Genomic DNA, 12758 nt, shown 5'->3' with positions numbered 1-12758 from the left:
ATTTAGATCTACTTTAGCATGACATGTTTCCTTGAGTCGAAAGTATAAGAGGTTTTCTTATGTCAATTAAACAAAGAATTGTGATCACGGGCATGGGCTTAGTATCTCCTTTAGGCTTGGGAGTGAACGCTGTCTGGGATCGTATAACGAAAGGTGAGTCAGGTATCCGTCGCTTAGTGATGGAAGGCTCAGAGCCTTTAGCTACTCAGATAGCAGGGCAAGTACCTAGCCATACCGAACAAGAAAATGGTCTCAACGAAGCAGACTATATGACGCCAAAAGAGCGTAAACGCATCGATTTATTTACCTTATTTGCGTTAGCCGCAGCCGACGAAGCTTTGGCACAAGCAAACTGGTTTCCAACCTCAGATGAAGACAAAGAAGCAACGGCTACAATCATCGGTACTGGCATCGGTGGGTTACCAGCGTTAACCAATGCGCAAAAAGTCCTGGATGCACAAGGTCCACGTCGTTTGTCTCCTTTTACGGTTCCTTCTTTCCTTGCCAACTTAGCGGCAGGCAATGTATCGATTAAATATGGCTTTAAAGGGCCATTAGGAACACCTGTCACCGCGTGTGCAGCAGGTGTACAAGCGATCGGCGATGCGGTTCGTATGTTGCTGACAGGTGAAGCGAAAGTCGCCCTTGCGGGTGGTACAGAGGCGTGTATTGATCCCTTATCGCTTGCCGGCTTCGGTGCATTAAAAGCCTTGTCGACGTTAAACGAAGCACCAGAACACGCGTCACGCCCGTTTAGTAAGGACCGTGATGGTTTTGTCATTGGCGAAGGCGCGGGTTTATTAGTGATTGAAACACTAGAGCATGCTTTGGAACGTGGCGCTACGCCGCTTGTGGAGATTGTTGGCTACGGCACCAGTGGTGATGCCTATCACTTAACTTCTGGTCCAGAAAGCGGAGAAGGCGCTGCCCGAGCGGTGAAACAAGCGTTGAAAATGGCGGATCTTGAGCCGAGTAAAATTGGTTATGTGAACGCGCATGCTACATCGACGCCAGTGGGTGATCGTGGCGAAATTAATGCCTTGCGCAGTATCTTTGGTGAAGGGGTGAAAGACGTGGCTATTTCTTCTACCAAATCAGCCACTGGGCATTTACTAGGAGCAGCAGGTGGTATGGAAAGCATTTTCAGTGCGCAGGCTATCCTAACCTCTACGCTTCCGCCAACCTTGAATTTGCATGAACCAGATGAAGGCATGGAAGATTTAGATCTGGTGCCTTTAGTTGCCCGTAAAAAAGACGTGGAATATGTGCTTTCAAACGGCTTTGGTTTTGGTGGTGTGAATGCTGCCTTGATCCTTAAGCGCTATACGGCTTAACAAACTAAAGACTAGTAAGTGTGTACTCACTGACAAAAGGCGACTTATAGAGTCGCCTTTTTTGTGTTTTTATCCCGCTTGAAAAAGTAACGCCGGATAATGCTCGCCTTCTGCTAAGGGGTATAAGAGAATACGGGAAAATAGATGAGTTTTGAGTAGAGGAATGAGTTGCCATGAGCGCAAAAAATTACTCATTGGGTCAGGTCGGCGACTATGAGATTAAGCAATTAAAGGTATTTAAAACCGTGGTCGATTGCGGCGGTTTCTCGGCGGCTGAAACGGCATTAAACATCGGCCGTTCGACCATTAGTTTGCACATCTCTAATTTAGAGTCGCGGCTAAATCTGGTGTTGTGTAAGCGCGGACGAGGTGGCTTTTCTTTGACCGAGGAAGGTGTGGTTATTTATCAAATGACAGAGAAGTTACTGGACTCTCTGGATGCCTTTCGGACCACGGTGAACAATCTCAATGCTAGCTTAACTGGTAAATTGAGAATAGCCTTGTCCGATACCGTCAGTTTGGATCCTCGTAGCCAGTTTCCAGAGCTGATTCAGCGTTTTTCTAATGATGCGCCTGAGGTTTCTATCACGACGAATGTCGCCTCCATGTCGAACATCGAACGTATGATACTCAATGACGAGGCGGATATTGGCTTTATCCCTTATCATAGAAAGTTAGAAGGTTTGGATTACATTCATCTTTATAGCGATGTTTGTTATCTATATTGCAGTAGCCATCACCCATTGGCCTGCTTGTCAGACGTTGAGCAAAATAATACGGCCGATCTCCATCCAGCAACCCATGCAGGGCTGAAACCCCATGAAGCGATCAGCAATCAGATCGCCAGAATGAATATGACCGCGGTGTCTTATTTTTACGACAGTCGTTTAGCGTTACTACTATCGGGCAAGTACATTGGATTTTTGCCTGACTTGTACGCCCAACCCTATGTCGATCAAGGTAAGATAGTGAAGGTTGCGCCACAACAGCGCTCTTACACCTTAGGTGTGGCGGTGATTTGTAAGAAGTCTTCTCAACCTAATAAGCCCCAAGAACTGTTTCTTAACCTTCTCACTCAAACCTTTCAAGAGTTAGACACAGCGCCTTATTAATCTAGGCGCTGCGGCTACTTTTATTACCCCCCACTCTATTTATAGAAGCGGCTTAGTTCGTCCATTGCTTCCGCCATATGGGCATAGTTCAACGTGGGCTTTTCAATTTTATTCATATGCATGTCATACACCTGCAGCTTGCTGTTGTAGTCCGACAGAATAATTTGCTCGTTATCTATGATGGCAAAATTATGATAACTGCTTACTAAGCGCCAAGGTTTTGGCTGTACATCCATTAGGTCGTTGCCCACAGAGTAATCGCGCTTATCATTGGTCACACCCAAAGCGTATTTAAGTAGCGTCGGTGCTAGCGCAAAATGAGTGGTGGTTTGTTCTACCACTTTAGCTGGCTTGTTTGGCCAATACATAATGAAAGGAACATGGGTTTGCGCCGCACTAAAGTTACTAGAGTGGCCCCAAAAGTTGTGTTTATTATCGTTAAATTCTTGGCCATGATCGCCAGTAAACACCACAATGGTATTGTCTAATAGACCACGCTTTTTAAGGTCGTCCATCACTTTGCCGACGAGCATATCATCCTGATACACGGCGTTGCGGTAACGGTTATGATATGGCGTAGGATCGGTATTATTGGTGAGCGTCAGGTAGTCCATGTCTTCGTCTGGTTGGAAAGGCATAGGCTTACTTTTATCGACCGAATAACCGTGTGGCGCATCGTAGAAGATAAAGCTGAAAAATGGCGTGTTGGGTTTATTCGTTTGATGTTGCTGCATCCAATCAAGGTAATCTTGTGTGGTATTGGTGTCACGCTCAATGGGTGAGTTACCTTTTGAATAAAGACGCAAGTTATCAATGTTACGAAATACCGTCTCGTTGAAGGCTGGGCTGGTTAAGCCTGCGCTACCAAAAATACCAAAGTCATAACCCTGCTGCTTCATAACATCCATAAGAGCGGGCGCTTTCTTGTTGCCAAGCATGGCATTCCAATACTTTCCTGGTAGGCCATAAAAGAGCGAGAAAATCCCTGTCTGAGTTGCATTTCCGCCACTGTAATGATTTTTGTACAAGGTAGATTGTTGCGCCATTGCCCACATATTTGGGGTGTTGCGCGGGTTCATATCATCACTGCGCCAGCAATCTAAAGCGACGATAAGAATGTTCATCGGCTGTGTCGGCGGAATAATGGTCAAGGGTTTTAACGGGTAGTTAACCGTAGATTGATTACTTTTTATTTTAATAGCCGCATTGGCTTTTTGAGCTTCGTGGTCAATCCAACCGTGTCGGCTCATAAAGCCATTGGCTGTGGCAGGGTAAAAAATAGGCAGCCCAGCGTCGTACCGAGTGACACCTTGTAGGTTTTGTGCGGATGCCCAAATATGAATAAAGTTGGCGATTAAGTACAAAAAGATAATACCCGCCATGGTTCTTTTCGCCGGCACCGGCTTGTTATTATGGCGCCAAAGGGTACGGTTTATCATAAACATGATGATCAAAATCACTGCAATAGCGGCTATCGCAATGCTTTGCATCAGTACAGAAAAGGTAAAAATATCATTTTTACCGTTATTGACCACCAGTGCCCAGACAAATGAATTCAGATGATAGTGATACTGTTGGAAGACAAACGTATCGAGCAGCAGTAGGACAATAATGGCAATGGACGCCAATGTAATAAGAGTCCGAGCGAGCCATTGATTAGGCACTATGAGGCTGATGGGAAGCGCTATGAACAGCCAAGCAATAATGGCAAGGAAGCCAAAGTGTCCTATATAGGCAGAGATAAAATAGCTGTACCCTAAAAAGTCATCAGGTAAAGGAATGTTGCTGTAATAGCGTGTGCCAATAGCATAAATGATCAGCAACACGACGCTGCTCATTTTGAGACTCCAGCGCAATGTCTTTTTAGGTTGGTAGTTGATAACAGTCATACAGGCATTAGTCTTAAGTTATTTTAACGAAACATATATGACTAAATAGTACCATAGAAAAAAGACGTGAAACGCTCAATAAGTGTGGATTAGAGGACCTAGTCAAACACCTTTTTAGTTAAGTGATACAGGTAAGAATGCCAATTAAAAACAATGAAATAATAGATAAAAAAAGCCACAGGGCTATGGGGACCTGTGGCCAAAGGGAGAGCACCCTAGTGCTAACTAGATATCAATTTCGCTTTTAGACAAGTTCAGCAAAGCAACGCTTAAAGATCGCCATGCCTTCATCAATAATATCCGTCTCTATGGTCAAGGCTGGTAAGAAGCGAATGACATTGCCGCGGATACCACAAGACAAAAGCACTAAGCCATTTTCAGCGGCTTTTGCAGACAATTTCTTAGCCAGTTCAGGGTATGGCTTATTCACATCCCCATCGTGTACGAACTCAACCGCGATCATAGCGCCGGCATTACGGACTTCACCGATAATGTGCGGGTATTCAGCTTGAAGGCCTTTTAGGTGCTCGACAAAGTAGGCGCCGACTTGTGTTGCACGAGCGCACAACTGCTCTTCTTCGATCACATCAAACACCGCAAGACCAGCAGCACATCCCACAGGAGAGCCGCCATAAGTACCACCTAGCCCACCAGGGATAGGGGCATCCATGATGTCTGCTTTACCGACGACGGCTGCGATAGGGAAGCCACCGGCAATGCCTTTGGCAGCAGTCATTAGATCGGCTTCTATGCCCGCTTGCTCGTGACAGAACATGGTGCCAGTACGAGCAAAGCCTGATTGGATTTCATCCATAATCAATAGAATGCCATGCTCGTCACACAGTTTACGAAGCGTTTGTAAGAAGCTAGCAGACGCTTGGTAGAAACCACCCTCGCCTTGTACTGGTTCAATGATGATAGCAGCAACGCGAGATGGCTCAATGTCACAAGTGAAGCGCATTTGAAGGTCAGCAAGCGCTTGCTCTTCAGTAATGCCAAGGTATTCGTTTGGATAAGGAATATGGTAAATATCACTTGGGAAAGGACCAAAGCCAATTTTGTATGGATTGACTTTGCCAGTTAATCCCATGGTCATGTTAGTACGTCCGTGGAAACCACCGTTAAAGGCAATAATACCAGGGCGGCCAGTGTAAGCGCGGGCGATTTTCACACAGTTTTCAACCGCTTCAGCACCGGTAGTGACAAAGATGGACTTTTTCGGAGTATCACCTGGTGCAGCCGCATTTAGTTTTTCCGCTAACGCGACGGCAGATTCATAAGGGCTGACCATCACGCAAGTGTGAGTGAAGCGCTCAAGCTGAGCCTGTACGGCCGCTTTGACTTTTGGGTGGTTATGACCTGTGTTGACCACCGCAATACCGGCGCCAAAATCAATATGGCGTTTGCCTTCAACATCCCAGATTTCAGCGTTTAGAGCTCGGTCAACATAAACCGGAGCCATGTTGCCTTGGCCACGAGCGATGGCGCTTTCTTTGCGTTTTTGTAGATCAGCGTTGTTCATTTTGTCTTTCACCTTTTAGAGCAAGCTCTATGTACATGAAGCGGCGCTATCACCGCTTATTTGTTAACGATAAAGAGAGGTTGAGTGAGGTAAAACCTTACGCCAAGCCACCCATGCACAAGTATTTGATTTCAACGTATTCGTCGATGCCGTATTGAGAACCTTCACGGCCACTGCCTGACTCTTTTACACCACCGAATGGCGCGACTTCGCTAGAAATAATGCCTTCATTAATACCGACCATGCCGTACTCTAAGGCCTCAGAAACACGCCAAATACGAGCAATATTTTGGGAATAGAAATAAGAAGCTAAGCCAAATGGGGTATTGTTTGCCATGGCAACGGCCTCTTCTTCCGTTTTAAACTTAAACAGTGGGGCTACCGGGCCAAAAATCTCATTAGAGAAAATTTCCATGTCGTCGGTGACACCGGTCAAAATAGTCGGTTCAAAGAAACGCTCACCAACGTCGGACTTAGAACCGCCCACCAATGCTTTTGCACCCTGTTGAACCGCGTCATTTACTAACTGTTCGACTTTTCCGATAGCGGCGTTGTTGATCAAGGGGCCAATGGTCACGCCATCTGAGAAACCATCCCCAGTTTTAAATTCCGCTACTCGTTTGGCTAGCTTTTCCGCAAAGGCGTCATACACACCTTCTTGAATCAACAAACGATTGGCGCAAACACAAGTTTGTCCTGCATTACGGTATTTGGAGGCAATAGCCCCTTCCACTGCCGCGTCGAGATCAGCATCATCAAAGACGATGAAAGGCGCATTGCCGCCTAGCTCCATTGAGGTTCGTTTTACCGTTTGCGCACACTGGGAAAGCAGAAGTTTGCCGACTGGTGTTGAGCCGGTGAAAGACAGTTTACGCACTGTAGGATGGCCTGTTAGTACACCGCCAATGGCTTTTGCATCTGTACCTACAACGACGTTTAACACGCCAGCAGGAATGCCCGCTTGATGTGCTAACTCAGCTAACGCCAAGGCGCATAATGGGGTTTCATCGGATGGTTTGATCACGATGGAACACCCTGCTGCCAGTGCAGGGCCTGCTTTACGAGTGATCATAGCGATTGGAAAGTTCCAAGGCGTAATGGCCGCAACCACACCAATAGGCTGTTTGATGGTTAACACGCGTTTGTCTTTGGCAAAGGTAGGAATAGTATCGCCATTAAGACGGCGCGCTTCATCAGCGAACCAGTCAATGAAAGATGCACCGTATAACACTTCACCTTTTGCTTCTGCGAAGGGTTTGCCTTGCTCCAGTGTCATTAGCGTGGCAAGGTCGTCTTGATTGTCTAGAATCAGTTGGTTCCAACGACGCATTAGTGTAGCTCGCTCTTTTGCGGTACGAGCTTGCCATTCTTTCTGGGCAACCGCCGCGGCTTCAACCGCTTGGGTTGTCTCTTGCGCTCCTAAATCTTGAACATCGATCAGGTGTTCACCATTAGATGGGTTGGTGATCGCAAAGGTCTTGCTTGATGCCGAAGACACCCATTGACCGCCAATATAAGACTGGCTTTTAAGAAGGGTTGGCTGTGTTAATTGTACTGGCATAAATGGCTCCAAGTTCGCTGCGGAAAATGTTGTAAAGTGTCATTAAGGTAGAAATAACCGCGTTCTTCGATAGTAGATAAAGCGTAGGGATAGAAAAATGAAAAGCTATCAACGCAATGTTTGAAGTTTCTCAAACATTCGCGCGAAAGCACAATTTGCTGCTGCCATCTTCTTTGTTCTTGATGGCTTTTTTCTAAAAGGTAGCCCTTTTCTTTCAGTCTATCCCTGAATGAGATAAAGGCACGTAAAAGGTGAAAAATACGCTAAGACCAGAAAAACTTTAGCCCTTCTTTAGACGAACTTTTGCGTATAATAGAGGCGATTGTGTGTGTTTAACCTACTACACAGAGATTTCAAAGAGGAAAGAATATTGGCTCAGAATCGAGCGGTTATCCGCCAAAGCTTACCGGATGTTATTGTTGCAGATCTTCGACAGCGGATTTTATCGGGCGACCTTGCTGAGGGAGAACTGATTCGCCAAGAAGTGCTTGCCGACGAGTATCAAGTTTCTAGGATGCCGGTGCGCGAAGCGCTTAGACGCTTAGACGCAGAAGGCTTAGTTGTTTTTATGAACAACCGTGGTGCGACGGTAACGACTCACACGGTGGATGAAATTAGTGAAATCTTTGATATTCGAGCGGTGTTAGAAGTCGACCTATTCAAGCGAGCTATTCCTTTAATGCAAACCGATGATTTTGCGCGCTGTGAAGCCATTTTATTGGAGATGGAGCATTCGTATCGCTCTGGTAACGTGGCAGATTGGGGACCTCTGAATGCTCGTTATCATGCCGCTTTGTACTCTGCTGCAGGCCGTGAATTAACCACCCATTTATTAGCGCGAGTCAGTCTACAAGCTAACCGATATGTGAGTATGCATATTGATCGGTTAAAGAAATCGGACAGCGCACAGCAAGACCATGCCACTTTGTTAACCTTAGCCCGCCAAGGTAAGGTTGACGCCGCAGCAGAGGCATTGCGTGTGCATATCGACCAAACCAAACATCAGGTTCTAGCACTGATTAATGCCGCTCGAGCTTAGTCTTCGATCGTCATCCGGCCATTATTTGCGCAAGGCTAACAGGTCGTTATACAGGGTTCTGGGTATCTCTACCGCGTTGCGGGCCAAGTTACGTTCGCGCGCTTGATAGCGGCGTTGCGATGGCAAGCGAGCTCCTTGATCAATAATATCCGCAAATAGGCGCTCTGCTCTGTCGTTATTGGCTACTGCCTTTCCGGCGCTGAAGAGGTTTGGGTCAAAGGCAATAATAATTTCTCCGTGGTATGGGGCTTCAGGCTGACCATCCGCCGCTTCCATGCTTTCTTTACTGGTCAAATCATCAATCAGCGGACCGGCCAGTAGTTCGATCATAATCGACAAAGCGGAGCCTTTATAACCACCAAATGTCATCATGGCTCCTGCCATAGCGGCTTCGGCATCGGTCGTTGGCTGACCTTCTTTATCAATGGCTACGCCTTCAGGAAGAGGCTTTCCGGCACGACGATATAGTTCTATTTCGCCCCGGGCAAACTGGCTGGTGGCAAAATCAAAGGTGAACGGATGTTGGCCTGGACGTGGCCAGCTAAAGGCCAAAGGGTTGGTCCCCAGCGTGCCTCGCTTTCCGCCAGCCGGTGCAACCCAAGCATGACTAGGCACCATGGCTAGCCCGGCTAATCCGACGGCCGATAGCTTTTCGACTTCGGGCCAAAGAGCGGAAAAGTGATAGCAATGATTTATCGCCAATGCGGCAATGCCATTTTTCTTTGTTTTCTCGATTAATAATGGCAAAGCCGCGTCTAATGCTAATAAGGAGATGCCGCCATTGGCGTTTGCTCTGACGACAGAAGGTGCGGCATCTATTACATCAGGCTGAGCGGAGCCACTAATTCGACCAAGTTTCATGCTTTGGGTACACATAAAAAGACGGAATAAGCCATGAGAGTGACAGTCATCTTGTTGGCACGCAGCCATGACATCAGTAATAGATTTAGCGTGATCCTTGCTGAACCCATTGTCTATTAGAATGTTTTCGCTTAGCTCACGCATTTCTGCCAAGCTGAGACTAATGTTATCGCTCATGCCGTTCTCCATTGCTTATGAAAGTTGATGAAATGCCAAAGATTATAAAAAACGGGCAGCCGAATATGCCTTCATTGGTATCTGCGGTTTTTTCTCTGCGAGCAAATCAGAAACCAGCTCGGCGGTGCCTGCTGACTGTGTTAAGCCTAAATGACCGTGCCCAAAAGCATAAATAATGCGTTTAGATTTACTGGAATAATCGATCACTGGCAAGCTGTCTGGCAGAGAAGGACGAAACCCCATCCATTGCTTGCCGAAGCGGATGTCTAAATCTGGCAGGAATGATGCGGCTTTTTGCAGTAATACGTCTGCTCGTCGATAATTCGGTTTTAGCTTTAACCCTGCAAACTCCACAGCACCTCCAACGCGAATCCCTTCCCCCACCTTGCTAACAACAAAGCCATGATGAGCAAAAGTAATATGAGTTTTTAACGGAAAGTCTTGGGCGGGTAACGTAGTGTTGTACCCTCTTTCTGTATCAAGAGGTAAATTGTCTCCTACTGATTGGGCTAATGTTTTCGACCAAGCACCAGCCGCAATGACCAGATTACGGCATTGATAGTCACAAGAGTCACTTTTTAATTCGACAATATTTTCTTTAAAATCAATGCGGTAGGCTTCTGAAGTTATTATTCTGCCGCCATTTTTCTGGAATTGATCCGCTAAATGTTGGGTCCATTGAGCAGGGTCTACAACGTTCTTCCATTCAGGCGTATATCCTCCATGAGTAAATCTAGGATGAATGCCTGGTTGTATATTTTCAATTGCCTCCGGGCTCTCTAGTAACTCAAAGATCACACCGTGTTCTTTGCGGGTTTGCCAGCTAGCTAGGCTTGCCTGGAACTCGGCCTTGCCTTCATAGAGTTGCAGCTGCCCTTCACGGCGAATCAGTGCTTCGCCGTTCACCGCACGGATTTGTCGCTCAAGAGCATCTTTTGAAAGGGCCATTAGGTTCGCTTGGGCAACCAAGGCTGCTTGGTATCTATCCGCTCGACTGGCGCGCCAAAAACGCAGCATCCAAGGGAGTATGTTAAAGGCATAAGCGGGACGCAGAGACAGTGGCCCTAATGGGTCGAACAGCCATTTAGGGGCTTTTTTCATAATGCCAGGCGTTGCCAGCGGAACAACATCAGCGAAGGCAAAAGCACCAGCATTACCTGCAGAGGTCTCAGCAGCGACCCCTTTTCGCTCCAGTACTAACACTTGGAGCCCCTCAGATTGCAGCTTTAATGCAATGCTAATACCGATAATACCGGCACCGATAACAATCACATCGTGAATACCTTGATGCTTCAAGCAAACTCCTTTTGATGACTATTGCGTTAACGTAACGCCATGACGCAGAGGGTCGGTTGGGTTGTTTATTAGCTTGGCTTCTCGTGTTACGAAAGCCGAGCCTGTAATGGAAGCGACAACCGCGCCGTGCGTCTTGGGTGAAGCCTGGTAACTCAGTGTGTAGCCACTACCAATAATGCTTTCCTGATAAATCTGCTTGCCAGCTTGCAGTAAGCCATCAGCGGCTAAACAGGCTAACCGCGCAGAGCTGCCAGTACCACAAGGCGAGCGGTCGTAGGCATTATCAGGACACAAAACAAAATTTCGGGAATGATTGTTAGGGTTTAGAGGAGAGCCATAAAAAAGAATATGATCAATAACGCCGCCTTCTTCACCGCTAATACCTTGAGCATAAATGGCCTCGCGAATTGCCACGCCAACTTCAGTTAACGCCATGATGTTACTAGGAATAACAGGGACAGGACTGTGGTCAATTATAAAGCACCAGTTACCGCCGTAAGCGATGTCACCTGTTACCTTTCCAATACCACTTACTTCAACTGTTACTGTTTTTTGGGAGCGATAACTGTCGATATTGGTCACGGTGACGGTGTTTTTATCTTTCAGTGTGACGTCGACAATACCGACAGGTGTTTCGATCTTGTGCGTCCCTGGGCCTATTTTGCCAAGATGCGCCAAGGTCACCGCTAAGCCAATCGTGCCGTGACCACACATGCCAATGACGGCGGCAGCATCAAAATAGATAACACCAGCGACGCATTCAGGGTTCGTTGGTTCGGTCAATAAAGCTCCGACCATGGCTTCTTGTCCATAGGGTTCCGCTACGATCGAACGATAAAAGTCGGTAAACTCACTCCCTAAGCGGGCGGCACGCTCAGACAAAGGCCCAGAGCCAAGGTCTGGGCCCCCTTCCACAATAACTCGAGTAGGTTCCCCTTCGGTATGGCTATCGATTACCAACATTCTGCTATCACTCCAGCTTGTTTAAACCAATCCGCGAACCATGCCTTAAACAAGGCATATTGCTCTTCACAATAGGTGCGTTGCGCGGTGTTGAGTTCATCCGTTTCATTAAAATGTAGGCGGTAGGCCTGTTCGCCATTTAATACTAAGAGATATTTGAAGAACAAAACGAGCTCTGGGCCTTCATCAAAACTGGCCAACACAGACATGGCCTCTTCTAGCTCTTGGGCACGGAGCCGAGCTTCTGCATTGCCAGCCGCAGCGCGTTTCGACAGCTCTGCCAGCAACAGCACTTCTTTCGGCAAAGCGGTTCCTATTCCGGTAATGGCGCCAACCGCACCGCACTTCACAAAACCGTGATACACAGCGGTATCGACCCCAACCATTAATAAAACATCTGCGTCTTTTGAGGTGATATTTTCCGCCGCATAGCGCATGGCTTCTTTGCTACCAAACTCTTTAAAGCCAACTAAATTAGCGTGTTCAGAACGTAGCTCAAAAAATAAGTCTGCGCGAGTTTCAAAGCCATACACAGGGCTGTTGTAAATAATGGCAGGCACCGAAGGCGCGGCGGCCAGAATGGCTTTAAAATGCTGTTTTTGTGCGGCAATCACAGAGCCTCGAGACAACACACGTGGGATAACCATGAGGCCTGCGGCACCAACTTTTTCTGCGTGGGCGGCCAATGCCACAGCAGATTTAGTATTAATGGCGCCAGTACCAACCACCACAGGAATACCAGCTTTCACTAAACGCTCGACACCTTCCATGCGCTCTGCATCCGTTAGCAAAGGCCAATCTCCCATTGAGCCACAATAGACAACAGCGGACATTCCAGCCTGCATCATCTCTTGCCCTTTTTTTACCAAGGCATCGAAATCTGGTGTGCGATTGGCTTTACATGGAGTCATTAGCGCCGGCATTACACCGTTAAAAACAGATTTATTCATTGTCCGCCCCTATCATTGCCATTGTGTTTGTTCTGTTATCTCACAATTGGATAT

10 protein-coding genes are annotated in these 12758 nt (G+C 47.1%); 3 read left to right on the top strand and 7 right to left on the bottom strand.

Going from position 1 to position 12758, the window contains the following annotated elements:
* The first annotated feature begins 59 nt into the window (after nt 1-59).
* Both fabF and DFP81_RS09420 read left to right on the top strand, forming a co-directional pair.
* Nucleotides 60-1334 (top strand): beta-ketoacyl-ACP synthase II, encoded by a 1275-nt coding sequence (fabF, locus tag DFP81_RS09425; RefSeq protein ID WP_115897519.1) that lies wholly within the window; start codon nt 60-62, stop codon nt 1332-1334.
* A 173-nt stretch (nt 1335-1507) separates the two neighbouring features.
* Nucleotides 1508-2446 (top strand): LysR family transcriptional regulator, encoded by a 939-nt coding sequence (locus tag DFP81_RS09420; protein WP_115897518.1) that lies wholly within the window; start codon nt 1508-1510, stop codon nt 2444-2446.
* 35 nt (nt 2447-2481) lie between these two features.
* Here DFP81_RS09420 and DFP81_RS09415 read toward each other — a convergent pair whose 3' ends face one another.
* From DFP81_RS09415 to DFP81_RS09405, 3 genes are all read right to left on the bottom strand, one after another.
* Nucleotides 2482-4335 (bottom strand): DUF3413 domain-containing protein, encoded by a 1854-nt coding sequence (locus tag DFP81_RS09415; protein WP_115897517.1) that lies wholly within the window; start codon nt 4333-4335, stop codon nt 2482-2484.
* 244 nt (nt 4336-4579) lie between these two features.
* Nucleotides 4580-5857, bottom strand: coding sequence for a 4-aminobutyrate--2-oxoglutarate transaminase (gene gabT, locus DFP81_RS09410; RefSeq protein WP_115897516.1), 1278 nt, complete (start codon nt 5855-5857; stop codon nt 4580-4582).
* A gap of 97 nt (nt 5858-5954) precedes the next feature.
* Nucleotides 5955-7418: an NAD-dependent succinate-semialdehyde dehydrogenase gene (locus DFP81_RS09405; RefSeq protein ID WP_115897515.1), complete on the bottom strand. Its 1464-nt coding sequence runs from the start codon at nt 7416-7418 to the stop codon at nt 5955-5957.
* A gap of 370 nt (nt 7419-7788) precedes the next feature.
* On the opposite strand from DFP81_RS09405, the gene DFP81_RS09400 reads away from it, so the two are divergent.
* On the top strand, nt 7789-8457 hold the full coding sequence (locus DFP81_RS09400) for a GntR family transcriptional regulator (RefSeq protein ID WP_115897514.1): 669 nt from the start codon (nt 7789-7791) through the stop codon (nt 8455-8457).
* A 21-nt stretch (nt 8458-8478) separates the two neighbouring features.
* On the opposite strand, the gene DFP81_RS09395 is transcribed toward DFP81_RS09400, so the two are convergent.
* Genes DFP81_RS09395 through DFP81_RS09380 form a run of 4 tightly spaced genes read right to left on the bottom strand, consistent with a single transcriptional unit; the run spans nt 8479 to nt 12704 of the window.
* Nucleotides 8479-9495, bottom strand: a complete 1017-nt coding sequence (locus DFP81_RS09395; protein WP_115897513.1) for an Ldh family oxidoreductase — start codon at nt 9493-9495, stop codon at nt 8479-8481.
* Nucleotides 9496-9537: 42 nt separating this feature from the next.
* Nucleotides 9538-10791, bottom strand: a complete 1254-nt coding sequence (locus DFP81_RS09390; RefSeq protein WP_220342901.1) for an NAD(P)/FAD-dependent oxidoreductase — start codon at nt 10789-10791, stop codon at nt 9538-9540.
* An 18-nt stretch (nt 10792-10809) separates the two neighbouring features.
* Nucleotides 10810-11754, bottom strand: a complete 945-nt coding sequence (locus tag DFP81_RS09385) for a 4-hydroxyproline epimerase (RefSeq protein ID WP_115897512.1) — start codon at nt 11752-11754, stop codon at nt 10810-10812.
* Nucleotides 11745-12704, bottom strand: a complete 960-nt coding sequence (locus DFP81_RS09380; protein ID WP_115897511.1) for a dihydrodipicolinate synthase family protein — start codon at nt 12702-12704, stop codon at nt 11745-11747. Before DFP81_RS09380 ends, DFP81_RS09385 begins: the two co-directional genes overlap by 10 nt.
* Nucleotides 12705-12758 lie beyond the last annotated feature (54 nt).

This window comes from Marinomonas pollencensis, assembly GCF_003387375.1.
Classification (GTDB): Bacteria; Pseudomonadota; Gammaproteobacteria; order Pseudomonadales; family Marinomonadaceae; genus Marinomonas; species Marinomonas pollencensis.
The sequence above is the reverse complement of the archived record's forward strand: the minus strand, read 5'-3'. Positions and strand labels throughout refer to the sequence as shown.